Here is a 22,987-nt window from a genome sequence, read left to right as displayed (position 1 = left end):
TGGCCATAAACATTCGATCAACGACCTGATGAGAGCCGCTGGAGGGGCGATTTCCGGCCCCTGCCGTTCACGCGTCCTGCGCGCCCTGCATGAACGCGAGGCGGGCGCCGTACGGGTCGTTCACCACGGCGAAACGGCCGACGCCCTCGATGTCCGTGGGCTCCTGGACGGTTGTGCCGCCCAGCCGGTCCGAACTCGCCACCGCAGCATCGCAGTCGGCCGTACCGAAGTACAGGAGCCAGTTCGGCCCCGTCGTGTCGGAGGTCGGGTCGGCCTCCGAGGGGACGATCCCGGCGAACATGCCGTCCGGGCCTTTGTCGGCGGGGTGGACCATCGTGTACTCGCCCTCGCCCCCCGGCATCGGCGTGGTGCTCGTCTCCCAGCCGAAGACGGAGCCGTAGAAGCCGGTGGCGGCGTCCTTGTCCGGGGTGGTGAGTTCGGCCCAGCAGAGGCTGCCAGGACCGTCGACGGCCTCCAGGCCGCTGTTCGTCCCCGGTTGCCAGGTGGCGAAGCCCGCCCCGGCCGGGTCGGCGCACAGGGTCATCCGGCCGAGGTCCCGCACGGCCATCGGCTCGTTGACGACCGTGCCGCCGTTGTCCTTCACCGCGGTGGCGGTGGCATCGGCGTCGGAGGTCTGGAGGTAGAGGGTCCAGGCCGGCGGCGCCTGCTCGGCGGGGAGCTGCATGGCCCCCGCGACCGTCTTCCCGTTCAGCTGGAACATGCCGTAGCCGCCGAATTCGGGGCCGGCCGACACGTGGTCCCAGCCGAGGACACCTCCGTAGAAGGACTTCGCACCCTCGATGTCGGGCGTGGCGAGATCTGCCCAGTTCGGTGAACCTTGCACATAACGGGTGGTGAGCATCACGGCTCCTCAGAGAGACCCCCGAACGCTTCCACTCCCGAGTCTGCTACCTGTCGGGGCCCCCGCATGTGTACGACGGGAGAGCGCGGGGCGCGCCGGACGGGCCGAGGATCGCCGTCCGGCGCGCGGCGACAGCCGGTGCGTCGGTTACCGCGTGTCGCTCACCGCGTGCCTGTCAGTGGCCCGCGTGTGCGCTCCGCGCGGCGCCGCCCTGCGCGCTCGCGCCCTTGGCGCTCTTCTTCGCCGGCGCCGGGTGGTGCGGCTCGTACCCGGGAACGGTGCCGTCCGGCTTGGCGATCAGGAACAGGCCCGCCATGCCCTGGTCGGAGTGGCTCTGTACGTGGCAGTGGTACATCCACGCGCCCGCGCCGACGCCCTCGCCGGCGATGATCTGGAGGCCGAAGGAGTCCGCCGGTCCAGTGATCTTGTTGTCGACGATCCGGCTGGTGTCACCGGCGCCGCTGAGCAGGCCGGTCCTGTTGTCGGCCCAGCGATGACCGTGGATGTGGAACGTGTGGTAGAACTCGCCGTGCGTGATCATGATGACTTCGAGACGCTCACCCACGGTGGCCTCGAAGTTCGGGCTCTCGGCCCCCGGCAGATTGTTGATCTGCATGTCGTTGAAGACGATCGTGAACTGCTTGTCGGGAAGGATGTCACCCTCCCGGCGGACCACGAGGCCACCGTAGAGGCCCTGCTTGATGCCGCCCGTGCCGTGGTCGGTGCCGACGACATGGTCGTGGTAGTGCCAGTAGCCGGCGCTGCCCTCGCGGTAGGTGCCGTCGGCGCGCTTGCCGGGCTTGTGGGTGCGCCAGGTGTAGGTGCGCTTGCCGCCCGGCGGAACGTGACTCTTGTTCATACGGGTGCCGTCGTTGGCGATGTCGTAGTCGACACCGTGCACATGCAGGCTCGCGTCGACGTCCGTGAGATTGGTGAACTCGATGTGGACGGTGTCGCCCTCGACGATGTCGATCAGCGGGCCGGGGACCGTCGCCTTGCCCTTCTCGAAGCCGTAGCCGATCTTCCCCGTGCCCAACCGCTCGGCGACCATCGTGAGATGGTGCACCTTGCCGCCGGCGGGTGCCCGCTTCGGGCCCGCCGCGGCGGCGGTCGGCGCGGGGGCGGCCGAGGAGGCCGAGGCAACGGACAACGATGTCACGCCAGTTGCCGCAACCGCGCCGCCGGCCATGAGGCGCCGGTTGAAACTCCGTCTGTCCATCGCCATGCCGAACTCCCCACATGCGGTGCTGAGACTGTCGGGACACAGTGAAGCCCCGGGACGGCCACACGGTAGCTCGGGGATCTTCGTTTATCCACACTCAGGACAAAGTTAGTTCCATTCTGGTGATACCTCTTGGCTCGCCACCGAAAGAGGTCTAGCTTCACGCCTGTTGCTGTGACCAAAGATGGGTGGGTGAACACATGCAGCGCGTACCACATCGCCGGTCAAGATCCCGGCGCGCAATGGCCGCGGCCGTGGTGGCCGGCACCATGGCCGCGACTCTGCTAGGCGGAAACGCCATGGCGGGTCCGTACCCTGAGCCGCCGTCGACAACGTTGTCCCTTCCTTCGCCGCCCGGCGGTAAGAACGTGAAGGTACTCGTCTTCCACGGCTCGACGTCGGAAGAGTCCCCGATCGTCAACGCCGGGATCGAGGCCATCGAGAAGATCGGCCTGACCGGCCCGGCCGCCCAGCGGTTCAAGACCGAGACCAACGGTGACGGTTCGGTCTTCACCAACGCCACCAAGCTCGGCAAGTACAACGCGGTCGTCTTCCTGACGGGCGGCGGCGATGTGCTGGATCCCGAGCAGGAGGCCGGACTTGAAGCCTTCGTCGAAGCCGGCGGAGGCTTCCTCGGTATCCGGGACGCGGCGCGCACCGAGCCGTACTCGGAGTGGTTCACCGGACTGATCGGCGCCCGTCCCGACGACGCGAGCCCGGACACCGTCCAGAAGGCGACCGTCGAGATCGGCGACCGCCAGCACCCCGCGACCAAGAACCTGCCGCTGGAGTGGAAGCGCTCCGACAAGTGGTTCAACTGGGACCAGAACCCGACCGGCGACGTGCACACCGTCGCCCGCCTCCGGGAGAGCACCTACAAGCCGGGTGAGGGCGCCAACGGCGCGGACCACCCGATCTCCTGGTGCCGCGACTACGACGGCGGCCGCTCCTTCTACACCGGCATGGGCGCCACGGTCGACTCGTACGCCGAGGCCGACTTCCGCGACCACCTGCGCGGCGCCCTCCAGTGGACCACGCGCATCTCGCGGGCCGACTGCAAGGCGACGATCACCTCCAACTACACGGCGGAGCGTGTCACCCAGCCCAACAAGCCGGGCGAGTCGGACCAGATCGGCGAGCCGCACGGCACCGTCGTGGCGCCCGACGGCCGCGTCTTCTACATCGGCCGCGGTGGCGGCGACAACACCCAGCCCGTCGTGACCGACTGGGCCAACCCGGACATCGGCAAGGGCGAGGGCCAGATCCACGTCTACGACCCGAAGACCAAGAAGGTCACCAAGGCCGGCGGCCTGACCATCTTCGGCAACAAGGGCGGCGGCGACGAGCTGACCAAGGTCGAGGAGGGTCTGCTCGGCATCGAGCTGGACCCCGACTTCATGACCAACGGCTGGGTGTATCTGCACTACACACCCCACTCCAAGATCAACCGTGACACCCGGATGGCGCAGCGTCAGGTCTCGCGGTTCACCCTGGATCTCGCGACCAACAAGCTCGACCTCTCCACCGAGAAGGTCCTGCTGAGCTGGCCCGTGCAGATCAACAGCTGCTGCCACGCGGGCGGCGGCATGGCGTGGGACTCCAAGGGCAACCTCTACATCGCGACCGGGGACAACAACTCCTCCGGTTTCACCGACGGTTACTCCGGCAACAACCCGCAGCCGAACTACAAGGGCGTCTCCTTCGCGGACGCGCGCCGTACGGCCGGTAACACCAACAACCTCAACGGGAAGATCCTGCGGATCCACCCCGAGGACGACGGCACGTACACCCTGCCCGACGGCAACCTCTTCACCGGTGAGGAGACCGCCGAGGGCGGCGGCAAGACGCGCGGCGAGATCTATGTGATGGGTGTGCGCAACCCGGCACGCATCTCCGTCGACAAGAAGACCGACACCCTGTACGCGGGCTGGGTCGGCCCCGACGCGGGCGCCCCGAGCACCACCTGGGGCCCGGCCAAGTACGACACCTTCGCCGCCATCACCAAGGCGGGCAACCAGGGCTGGCCGTACTGCATGGGCAACAAGCAGCCCTACCGGGACCGCAATCTGCCGGACCCGTCGAAGCCGCTGGGCTGGTACGACTGCGACGCGCCGAAGAACGAGTCGCCGAACAACGACGGTCTCGTCAACATCCCGCCGATCACCGGGAACACCATCTGGTACTCGCCCCAGGGCGGCGCGCCGGACTACCCGCGTGACGCGAACGGCATCCCGAGCTACAAGGCGGCGGAAGCCACCTACCTCCTCCCGTGGCTCAAGGGCGGTGGCCAGGCGACCATGAACGGTCCCCTCTACCGGTTCGACGCGGCCAACGCGAGCGCCGAGGCGTGGCCGTCGTACTGGGACGGCAAGTGGTTCGTGGGCGACTTCTACGACCAGACCCAGCCCAGGCACGCGGTGGAACTCGACCCCAAGACCGCGGGCAAGGGCGGACTGCCCGTGCACGCGGAGTCGTTGAAGGAGATCATCCCCGTCGGTGAGAGCGGCATCCGCAACCTCATGGACTGGAAGTTCGCCCCGGACGGCTCGCTCTACGTGCTCGACTACGGACGTGGCTTCTTCACCTCCGACGCGAAGTCCGCGCTGTGGCGCGTGACGTACAAGGGCGGCGAGGCCACTCCCGCCGCCGCGGATCTGGCCAGGAAGGCGGCGCAGTGAGACAGGGCGGCGCAGTGAGAAAACGACCTCTACGCCTGTGGACGGCCCTGCTGGGCTCGTTGATGCTGGTGCTGGGGCTGACCTCGACACAGGCATTCGGACGCGACACCAACGGGAAGTCGCCGATGGCGGCGGCCCAGGTGCTCAACTGGACCGCGGGCAACTCCACCACGGAGTACCTGACGTTCCCGACGACGGCCGTCGCGGGTCCCGCGACGATCGTCTTCGAGAACAGCAAGGCCACCGGCAACACCACGTCGATGCCGCACACGGTCACCTTCGACACGTCGAACCCTGACTACAACAACGACGTGACGCTCAACCTGATGGCCAGTCCGGAGGACGCGCAGGGCGGTAAGCAGACGGCCGAGGTCGTACTGACCCCGGGCACCTACCGCTACTTCTGCACGATCCCCGGTCACGGCCAGATGACCGGCACCTTCACCGTCACCGAAGGTGGCGGCGGTGACGACACCACCGCGCCCGAGACGGCCGCCAAGATCGACGGCGACCAGAACGCCGACGGCGCGTACATCGGCCAGGCCTCGGTGACGCTCTCCGCCACCGACGCCGGTTCGGGTGTCGACACGATCGAGTACGCGGTCGGGGCCGACGGCGAATGGCAGCCGTACACCACTCCGGTGGTGGTCAACACGGTCGGCGACCACGCCATCAGATACCGGGCGACGGACAAGGCCGGCAACGCCGCCGCCGAGAAGACGGCGGAGTTCAAGGTCGTGGCGCCGGACACCGGCGACACGACCGCGCCGGAGACCTCGGCGACGGTGACGGGTGAACAGGACCAGGACGGCGCGTACCTCGGTATGGCCACGGTCACCGTGACCGCGTCCGACGCCGGTTCCGGTGTCAACAAGATCGAGTACGCGATCGGTGCCGACGGGGCCTGGCAGGCCTACGACGCGCCGGTGATGGTCCATGAGGTCGGTACGCACAAGGTCCGTTACCGGGCCACCGACAAGGCCGGCAACGCGGCCGCCGAGAAGGCCGTCGACTTCAGTGTCGTCGAGCCTCCGCTGGAGGACACGACGGCGCCGGTTTCGACCGCGGCCGTGAGCGGTGAGAAGAACTCCGACGGCGCGTACATCACCAGCGCCACGGCGACGCTCAAGGCGACGGACGACCTCTCGGGCGTCGAGAAGATCGAGTACTCGCTCGACGGCGGTCCGTACCTCGCGTACACCAAGCCGGTGATCGTCGACGCCGTGGGCTACCACAAGCTCGCGCACCGTGCGACGGACAAGTCGGGCAACACCTCGGCGGCCAAGGAGGTGACGTTCACCATCGCCAAGGGCGGTGGCGTTCCGGCCCCCAACTGCCCCGAGTACGACGTACGGCTGACGGTCATCGTCGGCGCGGTCGACACCGGTGTGCCGAACCGGCTCACCACCAGTCGCTGCACGATCAACGAGCTGATCGAGGACGAGAAGGACTGGTCCTCGCAGGCGCTGTTCCTCAAGCACGTCGGTTCGGTGCTCGACAAGCTCAAGTCCGACGGTGTGATCGACAAGCGCGAGCACACGAAGATCACGAAGGCCGCCAAGCAGTCGAAGATCGGCAAGCCGGGTCAGACGACCGGCTACCGCACGATCTTCGACGGCACGGAGGAGACCTTCTCCAACTGGGCCCAGGTGGGCGGCGGCAAGTTCGCCCTCTCCGCCGATGGTGCGATGACGAGCAGCACCACCGTCGAGGGCATGGGCATGCTCTGGTTCCCGGAGCGCAAGTACGACGACTTCTCGCTGAAGCTCCAGTTCCGTGACGACGCGCCGGGCACGGGCAACGCCAACGGCGGTGTCTTCGTGCGCTTCCCGAACGTCAACGGTCACCCGCTGGAGAGCCGGCCGGAGTGGGTCGCCATCAACTACGGGCACGAGGTCCAGATCCTGGACCGCCCGGACGGCGACATGTACAAGACGGGATCGCTCTACGGCTTCGACCGTGTCGGCCTGGCCGGCGCGGGCGTCACCCCGAAGGGCAGCTGGAACGACTACGAGATCAAGGTCGTCGACCAGCACTACACGATCACCCGCAACGGTGTCGTGATCAACGAGTTCGACAACATCGGTGGCCAGGAGTTCACTCCGCCGCGCGCCGGTGACCCGGGTACCGACGGCCGGCGTTACTCCTCCGGCTATGTCGGTCTCCAGGTGCACGGCACGACGGACGTCATCTCGTACCGCGACATCCGGATCAAGGAGCTGTGACCGGACGCGTCATGAGAACGACACCTCCGTAGGAGGCTGAGCCGACAGAAGTGCCCCTTCCCTTGTGGGAGGGGCACTTCGCCGTTCGGCGTCAGGGGCGCGGGAACCGGCCGTCGCGGGCGAACGCGGTGTGAGCGCCGGTCTCAGGACTCCTCCGGAGGAGCGTCACGGGCGCGGCTCGGCTGGACGCGCTTCGGCTCGCCCGGCATCTTCGGGTAGTCCGGCGGATACGGCAGATCGCCGTGGCCGTGGTCGCGCTCGTCGCGGGCGGCCAGTTCCAGCAGCCCCTCCAGGCTGTGCGCCTCGGAATCCATGTCCGCGTGCACGTCGCCGAGTTCGGCGAAGCGGGCCGGCATCGTCGCCACGTCGAAGTCGCGCGGCGACACGTCGTCCAGTTCCTGCCAGCGCAGCGGCGCGGAGACCGTGGCATCCGGATTGGGGCGTACGGAGTAGGCCGAGGCGATCGTGCGGTCGCGCGCCGTCTGGTTGTAGTCCACGAAGATCTTCTCGCCGCGCTCCTCCTTCCACCACGCGGTGGTGACCCGGCCCGGCATGCGCCGTTCCAGCTCCCTGCCGACGGCGATCGCGCAGCGCCGTACCTGGGTGAACGTCCAGAGCGGTTCGATCGCCACGAACACGTGCAGACCGCGTCCGCCGGAGGTCTTGGGCCTGCCGTTCAGCCCCTGCTCGTCGAGGAGGGCACGCAGTTCGTGCGCGGCCCTGACGGCGTCCTGGAAGTCGGTGCCGGGCTGTGGGTCCAGGTCGATACGCAGTTCGTCCGGGTGCTCGGTGTTCCCGCGCCGTACGGGCCACGGGTGGAAGGTCAGCGTGCCGAGATTCGCGGCCCAGAGCACGGCGGCCGGCTCGGTGGGACAGATCTCGTCGGCGGTGCGTCCGCTGGGAAAGGCGATACGGGCGGTGGGGATCCAGTCGGGCAGGTTCTTGGGCGCCCGCTTCTGGTAGAAGGACTCGCCGGTGATGCCCTCGATGTACCGCTGGAGGGTGGTCGGCCGGTTCCGCAGGGCGCGGGTGATCCCCTCCCCCACCGCGATGTAGTACTGGGCCACGTCCAGCTTGGTGAAACCCCGGTCGGGAAAGTAGATCTTGTCCGGGCTGGACAGTCGTACGGCCCGACCGCCGACCTCCAGCTCCACCGCCGCGCCCTTGCTCGCCATACGCGCCACCGTAGGCCCGGCTCCCCCGCCGCGCATATTGGGCGGACCGCCTCCGTTCCGCGCACAATCGGGGCATGGACCTGCCGGTGATGCCTCCGATGAAACCGATGCTGGCCAAGTCCGTGGCCAGGATCCCGCCCGGCATGCAGTACGAGGCCAAGTGGGACGGCTTCCGTGCGCTGATCCACCGGGACGGCGACGAGGTGGTGATCGGCAGCCGGAACGGCAAGCCGCTGACCCGCTACTTCCCCGAGCTGGTCACCGCCTTCCGGCGCGAGCTGCCCGAGCGGTGTGTGATCGACGGCGAGATCGTGATCGCGTACGAGGGCAGGCTGGACTTCGACCGGCTCAGCGAGCGCATCCACCCGGCGGACTCCCGGGTGCGCACGCTCGCCGAACGGACCCCGGCGAGCTTCGTCGCCTTCGATCTGCTGGCTCTCGACGACACTTCGCTGCTCGACACCGCGCAGTCCGAGCGACGCACCGCTCTCGTCGACGCACTCGGCGGGGTCTCCGCCCCGGTCCATGTGGCGCCGGCGACCACGGACGTGGAGCTGGCGCGGGAGTGGTTCAGCCGCTATGAGGGCGCCGGCCTCGACGGGGTGGTCGCGAAACCGCTGGATCTGCCGTACCGGCCGGACGTACGCGTCATGTACAAGATCAAGCACGAACGGACGGCGGACGCGGTCGTGGCCGGATACCGCCTCCACAAGAGCGGTCCGGTCGTCGGCTCGCTGCTGCTGGGGCTGTACGACGCGGGCGGGACGCTCCAGCACGTGGGGGTGTGCGCCGCGTTCTCGATGAAGCGCAGGGCCGAGCTCGTGGACGAGCTGGCGCCGCTGGTGATGGAGTCGGCGGAGGGCCATCCGTGGGCGGCCTGGGCCCGGGAGTCGGCGCACGAGAGCGCGAGGCTGCCGGGCGCCCCGAGCCGCTGGACGGGCAAGAAGGACCTGTCGTGGGTCGCGGTGCGGCCGGAGCTGGTCTGCGAGGTGGCGTACGACCACATGGAGGGCGACCGCTTCCGGCACACGGCGCAGTTCCGCCGCTGGCGCCCGGACCGCACTCCCGGCTCGTGCACGTACGCGCAGTTGGAGGAGCCGGTCCGGTACGACCTGGCGGAGGTGCTCGCGTCCGGCTGAGGCCCCCTCCCAGTGATCCGGGCGGGCCTGCCCGGCCCGGCTACTCCACGAGGGACCCCTCGACGTAGACCCAGGCGCCCTCGTACCGCTCGAAGCGGCTCCGCTCGTGCAGCGCGCCCTCCTCGCCGCGGCGGGTGTAGCGGGCGCGGAAGGTGACGGTGCCCGTGGTGTGGAAGGCGCTGCCCTCCGTGGAGGCCAGGATCTCCAGCCCCGCCCAGCGCATCGCCGGGTCGAGGCCGACCCGCGAGGGGCGGGTGGCGGGGTGCCAACTGCTCAGCAGATAGGGCTCGTTATTCACGGCGAAAGCGCTGTAGCGGGAGCGCATCAGCCGCTCGGCGGTGGGGGCGGCGGCGGTGCCGGAGTGGAAGCGGCCGCAGCACTCTCCGTAGGAGGCGGGCAGACCGCAGAGGCACGGGGAGTCGTCTCGGGTGGCGCTTGCTCTCGCGTCCGTTCCGGTGCTCGACGGGGTCCGCCTGGTCGATGAGCCGCGAGTGGGGCGCTTGGGGCGTCGGGACATCCGCATATTGTGCCCGGCCGCGGGCTGCCCCGAGTCCGGGGAGGGCCGAGAAGGCGTTCAGAGGGCCGCTGGACGGCCGCCGGGGCTCTCTCTCGCCTCGTCGGCCCCTGGGGTCCTCTCGGCGCCTGAACGCGGCCCACAAGCGCTTTCTACGGGCGTTGGGGACCGGGACGGGACGCCGTTCCCGGAAACGCCTCGGCGCCGCCGCACCCCCCGAGAGTGCCGCGGCGCCGAGGCTCCTGCCCGCCCGGACCCCCGTCGGTCCGGACCGTGTGAGTCCTGATTCTCGCTGTTTCGCCTGTTCAAGCGGGCGCCGCGCGCGTCAGGGCTTGCGGGCCACGCCCACGTAGCCGGCGATGATCCCGCCGTCCGGGACAGGCACGACCTCGCCCAGCTCCGGGTGCCACTCGGCGACCATCGAGACACCGGGCTCGACCAGCTCAAGCCCGTCGAAGAACCGGCCGACCTCCTCGCGCGAGCGCAGCGCGAGCGGCACGCCCTTGGCCTTGTACAGCTCCTGGGCCTTCTTCGAGTTCTCCGGGTCGAAGTCGCCCGTGGTGTGGGAGATCACGAGATAGCTGCCGGAGGCCAGCGGTTCCAGCAGCTTCTGGACCAGCTCGTACGCGCCGTCCTCGTCCGGGACGAAGTGGAGCAGCGCGATCAGCGACAGGGCGACCGGCTTCTCGAAGTCCAGGATCCGCCCGGCCTGTTCGACGATCTCGTCGGGTTCCCGCGCGTCGGCCTGGACGTACTCGGTCAGGCCCTCGGCGCTGCTGCGCAGCAGCGCCTCGGCGTGGCGCAGAACGATGGGGTCGTTGTCGGTGTAGACGACGCGGGAGTCGGGGGCGACCTCCTGCGCTATCTGGTGCAGGTTGGGCTCGGTCGGAATGCCCGTACCGATGTCCAGGTACTGGCGCACGCCCGCGTCCGCCCCGAGCCAGCGGGTGGCCCGGTGCATGAACGCGCGGTTGGACTTGGCCATCTCCCGGCCGAGCGGGTTCAGCTGGAGGAGCTGCCGGGCCATCTCCTCGTCGACCGGATAGTTGTCCTTGCCGCCGAGGAACCAGTCGTACATCCGGGCAGGGTGCGGCCTGCTGGTGTCAATGGCGTCATGCCCGGTCATGTGCACTCCATGAGTCTCAGCGTCGTCGGCGGGTGCCGTCGGAACTAGCGGCAAGGAACAGGTGAGTTCAGATCCGATCAGGCCTGATCGGCTCGTAACAGGCGGGATCCGGCCGATCAGGACGGACGGTCCCCGTCGCCTGAGGTCGAATCACGTCGGATCACAGCACGTCGATCTCGTCGATCTCGTCGATCACGTCGGTCACGTCGGTCACGTCAGGTCAGCAGGAAGTCGGCCTGGCCGGACTTGGCGCCTTGGATGAACGCGGCGATCTCGCCGTGGGTGTAGATCAGCGCGGGGCCGTCAGGGTCGTTGGACTGGCGCACGGCGACTCTGCCGTCGGCCAGCTTCATGGCCTCGATGCAGTTGCCGCCGTTGCCGCCGCTCCACGGCTTGTGCCAGCCTTCGGCGCCGAGGTCGGTGGCGGGCATGCCGTTGTATATCGGATCCATTCACAGCTCCTTGCGGACATCCTTGAGGATCTCCTTCGTGCGTTGTGCAGTTGCAGCCTGAGCCGCCATACGGTCCATGACCTCGAGGTGGGTCGCCACCTCAGGACGCGCGTCGAGATAGACGGCGCCGGTCAGGTACTCGCTGTAGATCATGTCGGGCAGTTCGGGCATGGCGAAACGGAAGAGCACGAACGGCCCGTACGTTCCGGGGTGGTGTCCGGAGGAGAACTCCGCGATCTGAAGGGTCACATTGGCCATCTCGGACGCGTCGACGAGCCGGTCGATCTGCTCGCGCATGATCTCCGGCGTACCGACGGGACGGCGAAGCACCGTCTCATCCATGATCACCCACAATTTGGGTGCGTCCGACCTGGTGAGCAGGGACTGGCGCTGCATTCGCAGTGCCACATGCCGGTCGATGGCCTCCGGCTGGACCTGCCCCACCGCGCCGGCGTGCATGACCGACAGGGCGTACCCCTCCGTCTGGAGCAGCCCTGGTACAAAGTGCGGTTCGTACGCCCTGATAAGGGAGGCGGCGCCTTCCAGACTGACGTACATGCTGAACCAGTCCGGCAGGATGTCGTGGAACCGCTGCCACCAGCCGGGCCTGTTCGCCTCCTCGGTCAGCTCGACGAAGACCGCGGCTTCCTCGTCGCCGACTCCGTAAGCACGCAGGAGTACCTGCACGTAGGGGACTTTGAGCGTGACCTCGGCGGTCTCCATCCTGCGGACAGTGGCCGCCGCCACCCGGAGAAGCTTCGCGGCTTCCTCGCGTTTCAGGCCGGCTCTCTCGCGCAGATCCATCAGACGCCTGCCGAGTACGACCTGTCCCACGGTCGGGGCAGACCGCGGTTCACTCACTTTGGAACCTCCCCATGCACGGTTCCCAGCAGTGTGCCATGCCCTCGCCAGGAAGAACACGGCACTCTGAAAAATTCACAGTGCTACTTGCCAAGTGTCCCGCACGGGTGGAGAGTAGTTCGGTGAACCAGCTCTTGCAGTTGTCGTGCTCCGCCCGGAGGTTTCGCACGGTGCTGCTTCCCCACCGTTAGGAATCGGTCGTGGCACCTGGTAACGCGCTCACCCCCCCGCTTATGACCGTGTGCCCTGGCAACGTTGTCCGACGCTACGGATTCGCACTTCCGGCCCACGCCGAGTCGGTCTGCCGCGCCAGACAGCTCACCCGTGAGCGGCTCGGCCGCTGGGGCACCACGGACGAGACGCTGGAGACGGCGATCCTGATCATTTCGGAGCTCGTCACGAACGCCGTCGTCCACGCCCCCGGCGACCACGTCATCTGTGAACTGCGCGAAGAAAACGGCCGGCTGCGCATAGCCGTCGAGGACCAGGGGTTCGGCCCCATGGGTCCGCAGCTGCACCGCGCGTCCGACGACGAGGGCGGCCGGGGGCTCCTTCTTGTGGACGCGATGAGCAGCTGCTGGGGAACACACGACACGTCCGGTTACGGCGCCGGGCGTGTCGTCTGGGCAGAGCTGCCACATGAGGCGGGGCAGCCATGTTGATGGACGCGGTACGCCGGTTCGCCCGCGGCCTGCGTGACGAGGGGAGCGCCTTCGCGCACCTGCCGCTGCCGCCGACCCTGCCCGCCTCGCTCGGGTGCGACGCGGTGGGCGTCCCCGCGAGGCACGGGTTCCGGCTGATGGGCAGGCTGCCCAGCACCGGCTGCGTCTTCGCCGACACCGACTGGTGGTGGTGGATCGTCCCCGCCGGCTCGGACCTCGAACTCGACTGGCCGCGGCCCGCGCTCTACGTCTCCGGGACCCGGGTCCCGGCCGCGCACCCCCGGCTCATCCACTGGCCGGACGCCCCCACGCCGTACACCCCGCCGATCCCCTTCTATCTGATGATCTGCCAGCTCGCCGGGACGACGCCTACGTGGGACGCGCGGCCGCAGGCGGAGATCCCGGTGCGGCAGCACGGCTGAGAGCCGCCTTCTTCTTACGGAGGGCGGGTCCGGTGCGGCCTTACAAGGAGAGCCTGTTCCAGGCCGCCTCGTCGGCCGCCAGCAGCTCGTGAGTTCGCCGAGCCGGGAGCAGCGGACCGTGGTCGGCCAGGACGCCCAGGGCGGAGGCCGCCGTCAGATGGCCCAGGCGCAGGGCGCGTACGGGATCGTCGTAGCGCAGCAGACCCGCCAGGAAGCCCCCGGCGAACGCGTCGCCCGCACCGACCGGTTCGACCACCCTCACCTTCGGTGCCCGCACGGTGTACGTGTCCGGGCCGATGTACGCGGTGGCCGCCCGCGCGCCGTCCTTGACCACCAGGACGCGCGGCTGCGGCAGCAGCTCGCGGACCGCGTCGGGGCCGGCATCGTCGCCCAACGCCTCGGCCCAGAGCGCCTGCGCCTCGTCCAGTCCCACCAGCACGAGGTCCGCGCGGGCCGCGAGCGGCAGCAGGACGTCGGCCGCCGGCTCGTCGCCCCAGAGCGCGGGGCGGTGATTCACGTCGAAGCTGACGGCGTACGGCCGCCGCGGACGCAGCGCCCGTTCGACCAGCGCGCGGCAGGACGCCGAGAGCGCGGGGGTGATCCCGGTAAGATGGACGAGCGCGGCATCGCGTACGGCCGGGTCGTCCAGGGCCGGTGGTCCAAGGGCGGAGGCCGCCGATCCGGTGCGGTAGTAGTGGACGCTCGTCGCCTCCGTGCCCGGGTTCTTGACCAGCAGGCCGGTGGGGCGCGCCGGATCGGTCCGTACGCCGGAGACGTCGACGCCCGACGCGGCGATCCGCTCCCTGACGCGCCGTCCGAAGGGGTCGTCGCCCAGCGCGGACACCCACCGGGCCGGCACGCCGTGGTCCGCCAGATACATCGCCACGTTGGACTCGGCGCCCGCGACGTCGAGCCGCAGCAGCTCCGCGGTGTCGAGCGGGGCGGCCGGGTCGGGCGCCAGCGCGGCCATCGTCTCGCCGATACAGACGACCGGACCGGGGCGCGGCGGCAGGGCCGTACTCACGCGGCGTCCTGACCCACGGCACGTACGACGTCGAGGAAGGCGCGGGCGCGGGAGCGCAGACCGTCGTGACCGGCTCCGGCCGGTGAGTCGGCCGCGGTGCCCACGAGAGGCGATCCGACGCCGACCGCGAGCGCTCCGGCTTCCAGATACGCGGCGGCGGCCGTGGCGTCGACGCCCCCGACGGGCACGAACGGGACGTCGGGGAAGGGGCCTTGGAGCGCGCGCAGATACGCGGGCCCGCCCGCCTGGGCCGCGGGGAAGATCTTCACTGCGCAGGCTCCGGCGCGCAGCGCCGCCACGATCTCGGTGGGTGTCATCACCCCGGCGAGCACCGGCAGTTGAAGCCCCCGCGCGGCGTCGACGCCTTCGCAGACGGCGGGTGTGACGACGAAGTCCGCGCCCGCCCGGTGCACGGCGTGGGCGTCCCCGGCGGTCAGGACGGTGCCCGCGCCGAGCGGCGCGTCGGGTCCGAGCGCGGCGCGGGCCTGCGCGATGACGTCAAGCGCGTCCCGCCCGGTGAGCGAGACCTCGACGAGAGCGACGCCCTCCTCGATCAGCGTGAGTACGGTTCCGAGCGCCGCGTCGGGGTCGTCGCCGCGCACGATGGCGACGAGTCGGTGGGCGCGCAGGGCGGCCGGCAGATCCACGGTCGGGTTCCTTCTCGTGTGTGCGGTGGGTGCTCGTATGCGATTTTCGGACGGTCGAGGCTACGTGGGCCTCCGGGGCCCGGGGCTCCCGGCCCGGCGCGGCCGGTGGGCGAGGGTAGGCCCGAGCAGCGGGCCGGGTAATGGCCCCGACCAGGGGCCGGTGGCCGCCGGACGGCGAGGGTAGACCCGTGGTCGGGGCCCGGGTACTGGCCCCGGCCACAGGCCGGTGGCCGCCGGACGGCGAGGGTAGGCCCGTCCAGCGGGCCGGGTACCGGCCCCGGCCACGGGCCGGTGGTCTCGCCCGGCGGCGGGGGAATGGCCCGTCCGTGACGGGGGGCGCGAACCCCGCCGTCACGGTGGCCCGCAGGGGGGCGGCTCGTTCATGGGGCGGGCTCGTCGGCGCCCGCGCTGATCGTGAGGCGCCAGCGGACCTCGCCCGACGCGGGGACCCGCGCGGCATCGCTCTCGCCAGCCGCCGCGAGGTCGAAGACCCGGCCCAGCATCGGCTCGACACCGATGGAGCGGTACGGGGCGCCGGCCGGGAAGCCGCCGAGGTTGCGCCAGAGCGCGACGGAGACGGGCTGTCCCGGGGCCTCGACCGCCAGGCGCAACGTGTCCCGCCCGTCCCGCAACGACACCTCCGGTGTGGCGACGACGGCGCCCACGGCCGTGCCGTCGTCGGGGCCGAGCCGGTCGAGTGACACACCGTCGGCCAGTGGCCAGCCGCCCGCCCGCCAGTCGGCCCCGTCGTCCGGGTAGAGCCGGGTGGGCGTGCCGTGCCGGATGCCGAGGGTGGCGCGCGGCGACACGTCGAGGAGCGCGTGGGCGGCCCAGAGGAAGCGGTAGCCGGGGGCGGCCGTCAGCCGGTAGTCGGCGAGGAGGGTGTCGCCCTCCGTACGGATGCGGCGCGTGAGGCGGAAGTCCGGGCAGTCGACGCTCGCACCGTCACCGTCACCGTCGGGGCGCCAGGGCCGGGACCACGCGTCGCCGTGGTCGGGTGTGCCGCGCACCGTGGGGACGCACTCCTCCAGTCCCCCCGCGTCGGCGAAGGCGTCACCCGGCGCGACGAGGGGACGCCTCGGCTCGTCGCGCCGCCACAGCCACTCCCGGCCGCCCGCGCGCAGCGACGTCCAGCGTCCGCCGTGTGCCGGGTCGGTGGTGACGGACGGCGGTTCGCTCACCATTCGGCGAACGAGCCGTCGTCGTGGCGCCAGACGGGGTTGCGCCAGGCGTGTCCGGTGCGGTCGGCGGCGCGTACGGCGTTCTCGTCGACCGTGACGCCGAGCCCCGGCAGATCGGTCCGGACGGCGTGGCCGTCGACGAAGCGGAACGGTTCCGTGTCCACGACGTACGACAGCAGGTCGGCGTCCTTGTTGTAGTGCAGGCCCCTGCTCTGCTCCTGGATGAGGAAGTTCGGGGTGCAGAAGGCGACTTGGAGGCTGGCGGCCAGCGCGATCGGGCCGAGCGGGCAGTGCGGTGCGAGCTGCGCGCCGTAGGTGTCGGCGAGGGAGGCGATGCGGTGCACCTCCGATATGCCGCCGGCGTGCGAGAGGTCGGGCTGGGCGACCGCGATGCCCGCGGCGAGCGCGGGCAGGAACTCGGCGCGCCCGTAGAGCCGTTCACCGGTCGCGATGGGCACGGGGCTGGACTCGACCAGCCCGGCCAGCAGATGCCCGTGCTCCGGCAGCAGCGGCTCCTCCACGAACAGCGGGTGGAGCGGGGCGAGTTCGGACAGCACGCGGCGGGCGCCGGCCGGGCTGAAGCGGCCGTGGAAGTCGACGGCGACGTCCCGGTGCGGGCCGAGGACCGCGCGGGCCGCCACCACGCGTTCGACCACGGCGGCGGTCTCGGCGGGGCTGGAGATCGGGGACGTACGCCCGGCGGCGTTCATCTTCACCGCGGTGAAGCCGGCCTCGACCTGTGCGGCGACCTCCTCGGTGAGCCGGTCGGGTTCGTCGCCGCCGACCCACGCGTACACCCTCACCCGGTCGCGGACAGGGCCGCCGAGCAGGGCGTGCACGGGCGCGCCGTAGGTCTTGCCGGCGATGTCCCACAGTGCCTGGTCGACACCGGCGACGGCGCTGGAGAGGACCGGGCCGCCCCGGTAGAAGCCGCCCTTGGTCATGACCTGCCAGTGGTCCTGGATCCGCAGCGGGTCCTGGCCGACGAGGTATTCGGCGAGGACGTCGACGGCCGCCCGTACGACCTCCGCCCGGCCCTCGACGACGGGCTCGCCCCAGCCGACGGTGCCTTCGTCCGTCTCGATACGGCAGAACAGCCAGCGGGGCGGGACGAGGAACGTCTCCACGCGAACTATCTTCACTTCGCCTCGGAGCCTTTCGTCTCGGGAGCGGCGGCCGGACCGGCCGGGTCGGCCGTTCCGCCGGTGCCGTGGACCTTGTCGAGGTCGCGGACGGCCTGGTCGAGCAGGGCGCGCATGGCCTGCTGGGCGGCGTCCGGGTCCTGGGCGCGTACGGCGTCCAGGACGGCGCGGTGGCTCGGCACGGGATCCTCGCCGTGCGGCGAGGAGTGCACGATCCGGTCGCGGTGGGCGAGCCCGGACTCGATGACCATCTCCATGCGTGTCAGCAGTTCGTTGTGGGTCGCCGCGAGCAGCGCGCGATGGAAGGCGAGGTCGGCCTCGACCGCGTGCGCGGCACCGCCGTCCCCCTCCCCCATCTCCGTCAACGCGGCCTCCAGCGCGGCGAGATCGGCGTCGGTGCGCCGCTCGGCCGCGAGCCGGACGGCGGCCGGTTCGATGATGCCGCGCACCTCGCCGAGGTTGCGCAGCAGTGCCAGGTCCGCGCCGGCGCTGGTCCCTTCGGCGAACTGCCAGCGCAGGACGTCGGCGTCGAGGAGGTTCCAGTCCGCGCGGGACCTGACGAACGTCCCCCGGCGCTGCCGCGCGTCGACCATCCCCTTGGCGGCGAGCACCTTCAGCGACTCGCGCAGGGCGGTCAGGCTGACGTCCAACTCGCGCTGCAGTTCCACGAGATCGAGGGTGGCTCCCTCGGGGATCTCGCCGCTGAGCACTCGGCGCGCGAGAGTCTCCACGGTCTGGCCGTGCACTCCGCGGCGCGCGTACGGCGTCATGTGTCGTTCTGCCTTTCTGCTGGTCGTTCGTGAGCGGCGGTGGTCGTACGGCCGGGCCCGCCCGGAGCCGTCCGGGCGGGCCCGGCTAGGCCGAGGCCTTCACGACACTCCATCCGCCGTCCACGAGCAGACTCGATCCGGTGATGTAGGAGGCCTCGTCGGCAGCCAGGAAGGCGATGGCCGCCGCGACCTCCTCGGGGGTGCCGAAGCGGCGCGCGGCCGTGCCCTCGACGCTGAGCGCACGGTCCTCCTCCGTCACCCGGTCCCACGCGGCGGTGAGGATCGGGCCCGGCAGTACGGCGTTGACCCGTACCTCCGGCCCGTACTCGACGGCGAGCTGCCCGCAGAGCGAGAGCAGCGCACCCTTGCTCGCCGCGTAGGCGGGGTGGCCGGGGATGCCCATGTGCGCGTGGACGGACGACGTCAGCACCACGGCGCCGTGGTGCGCGCGGAGATCGGGCAGGACGGCGCGGAACCCGAGGAAGCCGCCGGTGAGGTTGACGGCGAGCTGGCGTTCCCAGGAGGCGGCGGTCATCTCGTGCGCGGGGGCGACGTCGACGGTGTAGGCGTTGCTGACGAGAACGCCGACGGGGCCGTGGCGGTGGGCGGCGGCCACGACGCGGTCCCAGTCTTCCTGCTCGGCGACGTCCGCCCTTACGAAGTCGGCGCGGCCCCCCTTGTCGCGGATTGCGGCGGCGACGGCCTCGCCGTGCGGCGTGTCGATGTCGGCGAGGATCACGGCGGCGCCCTCGGCGGCGAGCCGAGAGGCGGCGGCGGCCCCGATGCCCGACGCGGCTCCGGTGACCACGGCGACGCGGTCGTGGAAGCGGGCTGGTGCGTGGTTCATGCGGCGGTTCGACTCCTCCGGGTGCGGGGCGGCCTTCCGGCGTCCTGGGCGACTGTAGTGACGTGGCGGATCATGAGACCCCGGCCGGCGGTCCGCCGGGGCCCACCCGGGTCAGCACCACCAGTTCGGCGTCGTGGTCGGCGCTCCAGTGGAAGGGCAGCCCCGAGTGCAGGAGATACCCGCCGCCGTACACCGTGCCGGAGGCCTGGTCCCGGTAGCGGGCCGCCGGGTCGAGACCCCGTAGCCGCAGCCGGGCGGGGCGTCCCGGCACGAGCGGCGCGCCGTCGAGGGGGCCGGTGTTCCAGGCGGTCACGACGGTGCGCGCGCCGGCGCCTTGGGCGTCTTCGTCGTACTGCACTCCGCAGGTCGGGTCGGCGGGCGAGTTCAGCAGCCGGATCTCACCGTGGTGGACGACGTCGCGGATCTCCTTGTAGCGGGCGACCCAGTGGGCGGCCTCGGCACGCTGCTCGTCCGTCCACTTCAGGATGTCGGCCCCGATGCCGAGGACGCCGCACATGGAGCTGACGAAGCGGAAGGCGAGCGAGCGGGGCCGGGGGTCGAAGACGCCGGGCGCGTCCGTCACCCACGAGCTCATGGTGTGCGGGGCGTGCGCGTGCAGATAGCCGTACTGGATCGTGAGGCGGTCGAGCGGGGCGGTGTTGTCGCTGGGCCAGACGACGTCGGTGCGGGCCAGCGTGGCGTGGTCGATCCTGCCGCCGCCGCCCGCGCAGCCCTCGACGGTGACGTGCGGGTGCGCGCTCCGCAGATGGTCGAGTACCCGGAGGTAGCCGGCGACGTGCGCGGCGTCGAGGTCCTGGCTCTCCACGGGGCCGCCGCCCGGCCGCCCGCGTTCGGTGGGCGGGCGGTTCATGTCCCACTTGAGGTAACGAATCGCGTACGTGCCGAGCAGCCGGTCCAGGGTGGCGATGACGAAGTCCTGGACGTCGGTGCGGCCGAGGTCGAGCAGGAGCTGGTTGCGTACGAGGGTGACCGGGCGGCCCTCGACGCGGTAGACCCACTCGGGGTGTTCGGCGTGCAGGGCGGACCCGGGGCTGACCGCCTCCGGCTCCACCCAGAGCCCGAAGTCCAGCCCCAGCTCACGCACTTGGGAGATGAACCGGTCGAATCCGCCGGGGAACTTGGCCGGGTCGGGATACCAGTCGCCGAGACCGCCGGTGTCGTCTCTCCGGCCGGTGAACCAGCCGTCGTCGACGACGAACAGTTCGGCGCCGATGCCGGCGGCGGCGCGCGCGAGCGCCAGCTGGCCGCCCGCCTCGACGTCGAAGCCGGTGGCCTCCCAGGAGTTGTAGAGCACCGGGCGCGACCGGTGCAGCCGCTCACCGGAGAGCCGGCGTTCGTAGCGGTGCCAGACGCGGGCGAGCCCTTCGAGCCCGTCCGGGCTGAACGCGCAGGCCAGTCGTGGCGTGGTGAGCGTGGCGCCCGGCGCGAGACGCACCGCGCTCTCGTGGGGCAGCCGCCCGGCCCGTACGCGCACCGCGCCGCCGGGCTCGGCGTCGGCGCTGATGCGCCAACTGCCGGACCATTCAAGGGCGATGCCGTAGGTGGGGGTGGCGCCCTCGGCCGGTTCCGCCGCGTCCTGGACCGCGAGCCACGGCGCGTACGCGTGGCCCGGGACGGCCTGGGTGCTGGCCAACTCGAAGCGCCCACGGGTGAGTTCGAGCTGGGTCCGGGTGAACTCCTGGGACCACTGGCCGGTCAGACAGGTGAGCCGAGCGGTGTCGGTGACGGGGATGTTCACGGCGGCCGAGTCGAAGCGTTCCAGGCGCACTTCGGCATCGCCGGTGCAGGTCAGCTCGGTCCAGCGGAGGATCACATCGGTGCCGGGCACCGTCTCGTAGCACAGAGCCGTGGTCAGTCCGAGGGTCTCGTCGGTGAAGACGAGACGGAGCGTGTGCTCGCCGTCGGCGGTCGCGCCGGTGAAGCGCCACCACACACCGCGCTCCTCGCCGGGGCGCTGGGCGACCAGGTCGGCGCCGGTGAACGGCCTCGGCCCGTAAGGGATGTACTCGGCGGGCGCCGCGTCGGCGGGGGTGATGAAGTGCGTACGGCGCGACCAGTCGAGCGGGGAGGGGCCCTGCTCGGCACCGTGCGGACCCCAGGCGGCCAGTTCCGCCCACCCCTCGTCCGGGGAGAGGGTGACGGCGTACACGGTGTTCGCGGTGCGCAGCACCCACGGCGGGCGGGACGCGCCGGAGCGCGGGGCGTCGTGCGGGGTCATTTGACCGCTCCCAGATTGAGCCCGGCCACGAAGTGGCGCTGGAACCGGAGGAACACGGCGACGGTCGGGGCCGCCGCGATGACGGAGCCCGCCGCGATCACATTCCACATGGACACATACTGACCCTGGAGCCCGATCAGTGACGCGGTGATCGGCATCTGGCTGTCGGTCCTCAGCACGGTGATGGCCCACAGCAGATCGTTGAAGATCCAGGTGAAGGACAGGGCGCTCAGCGCCGCGAGCGCGGGTTTGGTCAGCGGCAGCACGATGCGCCAGTAGATCTGCCAGGGGCTCGCCCCGTCGATCACCGCCGCCTGCTGGATCTCGGCGGGGAGCGACCGCATGAACCCGTAGAGGACGAAGACGTAGAAGCCGACACCGAAGCCGATCTGTACACCGATGAGCGCGTACAGCGTGTCGTAGAGGCCGAGCGTCTCGCTGATACGGGACACCGGGATGAGCAGGATCTGCGGCGGCAGCAGATTCCCGCCGAGCATCAGCAGCAACAGCGTGCGGCGCAGCGGCAGTTCGTACCTGCTGAGGGCGAAGGCGGCCATCGACGCGAGCGCCAGGGTGATGAGCACCGTCGGCACGGTGACGAGCATGCTGTTGATCAGGGCCCGCTGCTGACCGCCGTCGACCCAGGCCTGGCTGAAGCCGTCGAGGGTGAAGGAGTGCGGCAGGCTGCCGAGCCCGTTGGCGGCGATGTCGTCGAACGAGCGGACGCTGGTGACCAGCACGAGCGCGATGGGCAGCAGCCACAGCACGGACAGGGCGCCGGCGCCGAGATGGAACCCGGCGGTCGCCAGCTTGCGGCGGGTGGCCGTGGTGGAGCCTGAGGTGGCGGACATCAGTCGGCCTCCCGGAAGGCGCGGACGAGGTACGAGGCGATGACACCGAAGGCCAGCACGAAGATCACGACCGCGAGGGCGGAGCCGTATCCCAGTCGCAGCGACTGGAAGGCGGTGGAGTACATGTACGTGGAGAGCAGCTCCGACGAGTGGTACGGGCCGCCACGGGTGAGGGCCCACACGACGTCGAACGAGCGCAGCGAGTCGATGACGATGACCGACAGGACGACGGCGTTGACGCTGCGCAGCTGCGGCAGGGTGATGTGCCGGAACCGCTGCCAGCGGCTCGCGCCGTCGACCTTCGACGCCTCGTAGAGCACCGGGTCGATGCCCTTGAGGCCGGCGATGTAGAGGATCATCACGTAGCCGATCTGACGCCAGAGCGCGGGCACGATCACGGCGTACAGGGCGGTGTCCTGGTCGGCGAGCCAGGCGCGGGTGAGACTGCCGAGACCGATGCTTTCCAGGACCTGGTTGATCAGGCCGTCCGGCTGGTACATCGCCTGCCACACCAGTGCGGTGGCGACGAGGGAGAACACGACGGGCAGGAAGAGCGCGGCCCGGTAGAAGCCGACGCCGCGGCGCTCCTGCTGGAGGAGCAGGGCGGCGCCGAGGCCGAGGAGCGCGGAGAGCCCGCCGAAGAGCAGCAGCCACAGGACGGTGTCGAGCACGGCGGTGCGGAAGATGTCGTCGTGCAGCATCTCGCGGAAGTTGCCGAGGCCGATGAAGCGCGGCGCGGAGACACCGTCCCATTCGGTCAGGGAGAGGTAGAAGCCCTGGACCGCCGGCCAGAACACCCAGAACGCCTCGGCGAGGAGGGGCACGAGGACGAAGGCGAGCACCACGGGCGGGACACGGGTCGACCGTTTGCGCCGGCGCCCCTTGTCCTCCTTCGCCGTCGGCTGTTCCCGCTCCTTCGGCGGACTGCCGGTGACGACCGCCGCCATC

Annotated in this window: 21 protein-coding genes; 5 read left to right on the top strand and 16 right to left on the bottom strand. The window is 70.6% G+C overall.

Annotation, left to right across the window (positions count from 1 at the left end; genetic code table 11):
* Positions 1–67: 67 nt before the first annotated feature.
* Both IEY79_RS24565 and IEY79_RS24560 read right to left on the bottom strand, forming a co-directional pair.
* Complete coding sequence (locus IEY79_RS24565) at positions 68–862, bottom strand: VOC family protein (protein ID WP_189109747.1); 795 nt, start codon at positions 860–862, stop codon at positions 68–70.
* A gap of 175 nt (positions 863–1,037) precedes the next feature.
* Positions 1,038–2,081, bottom strand: a complete 1,044-nt coding sequence (locus IEY79_RS24560; RefSeq protein WP_189109778.1) for a multicopper oxidase domain-containing protein — start codon at positions 2,079–2,081, stop codon at positions 1,038–1,040.
* A gap of 203 nt (positions 2,082–2,284) precedes the next feature.
* Here IEY79_RS24560 and IEY79_RS24555 point away from each other — a divergent pair, with 203 nt between their 5' ends.
* Both IEY79_RS24555 and IEY79_RS24550 read left to right on the top strand, forming a co-directional pair.
* A complete protein-coding gene (locus tag IEY79_RS24555) occupies positions 2,285–4,762 on the top strand; it encodes a ThuA domain-containing protein (protein ID WP_189109746.1) in 2,478 nt (825 codons plus the stop codon).
* Positions 4,763–4,824: 62 nt separating this feature from the next.
* Positions 4,825–6,987, top strand: a complete 2,163-nt coding sequence (locus tag IEY79_RS24550) for an OmpL47-type beta-barrel domain-containing protein (RefSeq protein ID WP_189109777.1) — start codon at positions 4,825–4,827, stop codon at positions 6,985–6,987.
* 143 nt (positions 6,988–7,130) lie between these two features.
* Here the strand turns inward: IEY79_RS24550 and ligD are convergent, their stop codons facing one another.
* Positions 7,131–8,162 carry a non-homologous end-joining DNA ligase gene (ligD, locus tag IEY79_RS24545; RefSeq protein WP_189109745.1) on the bottom strand — a complete coding sequence of 344 codons (1,032 nt, stop codon included), beginning with the start codon at positions 8,160–8,162 and terminating at the stop codon, positions 7,131–7,133.
* Between the two features lie 74 nt (positions 8,163–8,236).
* Between ligD and IEY79_RS24540 the strand changes: the two genes are divergently transcribed.
* Positions 8,237–9,301 carry an ATP-dependent DNA ligase gene (locus tag IEY79_RS24540; RefSeq protein ID WP_189109744.1) on the top strand — a complete coding sequence of 355 codons (1,065 nt, stop codon included), beginning with the start codon at positions 8,237–8,239 and terminating at the stop codon, positions 9,299–9,301.
* Between the two features lie 40 nt (positions 9,302–9,341).
* On the opposite strand, the gene IEY79_RS24535 is transcribed toward IEY79_RS24540, so the two are convergent.
* The 4 genes from IEY79_RS24535 to IEY79_RS24520 form a co-directional block, all read right to left on the bottom strand.
* Positions 9,342–9,818 carry a YchJ family protein gene (locus tag IEY79_RS24535; RefSeq protein ID WP_189109743.1) on the bottom strand — a complete coding sequence of 159 codons (477 nt, stop codon included), beginning with the start codon at positions 9,816–9,818 and terminating at the stop codon, positions 9,342–9,344.
* A 322-nt stretch (positions 9,819–10,140) separates the two neighbouring features.
* A complete protein-coding gene (locus tag IEY79_RS24530; RefSeq protein ID WP_189109742.1) occupies positions 10,141–10,941 on the bottom strand; it encodes an SAM-dependent methyltransferase in 801 nt (266 codons plus the stop codon).
* Between the two features lie 215 nt (positions 10,942–11,156).
* Positions 11,157–11,393, bottom strand: coding sequence for a DUF397 domain-containing protein (locus tag IEY79_RS24525; RefSeq protein ID WP_078074169.1), 237 nt, complete (start codon positions 11,391–11,393; stop codon positions 11,157–11,159).
* Complete coding sequence (locus IEY79_RS24520) at positions 11,394–12,254, bottom strand: Sco1979 family transcriptional regulator (protein ID WP_189109741.1); 861 nt, start codon at positions 12,252–12,254, stop codon at positions 11,394–11,396. It lies immediately after the preceding gene.
* A gap of 200 nt (positions 12,255–12,454) precedes the next feature.
* Between IEY79_RS24520 and IEY79_RS24515 the strand changes: the two genes are divergently transcribed.
* The gene (locus IEY79_RS24515) at positions 12,455–12,916 is read left to right on the top strand and encodes an ATP-binding protein (RefSeq protein ID WP_189109740.1); all 462 of its coding nucleotides are present in this window, start codon (positions 12,455–12,457) and stop codon (positions 12,914–12,916) included.
* Positions 12,916–13,338, top strand: a complete 423-nt coding sequence (locus IEY79_RS24510) for a hypothetical protein (protein ID WP_189109776.1) — start codon at positions 12,916–12,918, stop codon at positions 13,336–13,338. The genes IEY79_RS24515 and IEY79_RS24510 overlap by 1 nt, the downstream gene beginning before the upstream one ends.
* Before the next feature lie 40 nt (positions 13,339–13,378).
* On the opposite strand, the gene IEY79_RS24505 is transcribed toward IEY79_RS24510, so the two are convergent.
* The 9 genes from IEY79_RS24505 to IEY79_RS24465 all read right to left on the bottom strand — a co-directional run bounded on the left by IEY79_RS24505 (position 13,379) and on the right by IEY79_RS24465 (position 22,986).
* Complete coding sequence (locus tag IEY79_RS24505) at positions 13,379–14,362, bottom strand: sugar kinase (RefSeq protein ID WP_268240602.1); 984 nt, start codon at positions 14,360–14,362, stop codon at positions 13,379–13,381.
* The gene (locus IEY79_RS24500) at positions 14,359–15,009 is read right to left on the bottom strand and encodes a bifunctional 4-hydroxy-2-oxoglutarate aldolase/2-dehydro-3-deoxy-phosphogluconate aldolase (RefSeq protein WP_189109739.1); all 651 of its coding nucleotides are present in this window, start codon (positions 15,007–15,009) and stop codon (positions 14,359–14,361) included. Before IEY79_RS24500 ends, IEY79_RS24505 begins: the two co-directional genes overlap by 4 nt.
* 380 nt (positions 15,010–15,389) lie before the next feature.
* Entirely contained in the window at positions 15,390–16,193 is an 804-nt protein-coding gene (locus IEY79_RS24495) for a hypothetical protein (protein WP_189109738.1), read from the bottom strand.
* Positions 16,187–17,332, bottom strand: coding sequence for a galactonate dehydratase (gene dgoD, locus IEY79_RS24490; protein WP_189109737.1), 1,146 nt, complete (start codon positions 17,330–17,332; stop codon positions 16,187–16,189). The genes IEY79_RS24495 and dgoD overlap by 7 nt, the downstream gene beginning before the upstream one ends.
* Positions 17,329–18,102 carry a FadR/GntR family transcriptional regulator gene (locus IEY79_RS24485; RefSeq protein ID WP_189109736.1) on the bottom strand — a complete coding sequence of 258 codons (774 nt, stop codon included), beginning with the start codon at positions 18,100–18,102 and terminating at the stop codon, positions 17,329–17,331. The genes dgoD and IEY79_RS24485 overlap by 4 nt, the downstream gene beginning before the upstream one ends.
* 85 nt (positions 18,103–18,187) lie before the next feature.
* On the bottom strand, positions 18,188–18,949 hold the full coding sequence (locus IEY79_RS24480; protein ID WP_189109735.1) for an SDR family NAD(P)-dependent oxidoreductase: 762 nt from the start codon (positions 18,947–18,949) through the stop codon (positions 18,188–18,190).
* 70 nt (positions 18,950–19,019) lie between these two features.
* A complete protein-coding gene (locus IEY79_RS24475; protein ID WP_189109734.1) occupies positions 19,020–21,188 on the bottom strand; it encodes an alpha-galactosidase in 2,169 nt (722 codons plus the stop codon).
* Positions 21,185–22,039 (bottom strand): carbohydrate ABC transporter permease, encoded by an 855-nt coding sequence (locus IEY79_RS24470; RefSeq protein ID WP_189109733.1) that lies wholly within the window; start codon positions 22,037–22,039, stop codon positions 21,185–21,187. The genes IEY79_RS24475 and IEY79_RS24470 overlap by 4 nt, the downstream gene beginning before the upstream one ends.
* A complete protein-coding gene (locus tag IEY79_RS24465) occupies positions 22,039–22,986 on the bottom strand; it encodes a carbohydrate ABC transporter permease (protein ID WP_189109732.1) in 948 nt (315 codons plus the stop codon). The genes IEY79_RS24470 and IEY79_RS24465 overlap by 1 nt, the downstream gene beginning before the upstream one ends.
* Between the last annotated feature and the right edge of the window lies 1 nt (position 22,987).

Origin of the sequence: Streptomyces camponoticapitis (genome assembly GCF_014646115.1) — a bacterium.
GTDB classification, from domain to species: Bacteria; Actinomycetota; Actinomycetes; order Streptomycetales; family Streptomycetaceae; genus Streptomyces; species Streptomyces camponoticapitis.
The sequence above is the reverse complement of the archived record's forward strand: the minus strand, read 5'-3'. Positions and strand labels throughout refer to the sequence as shown.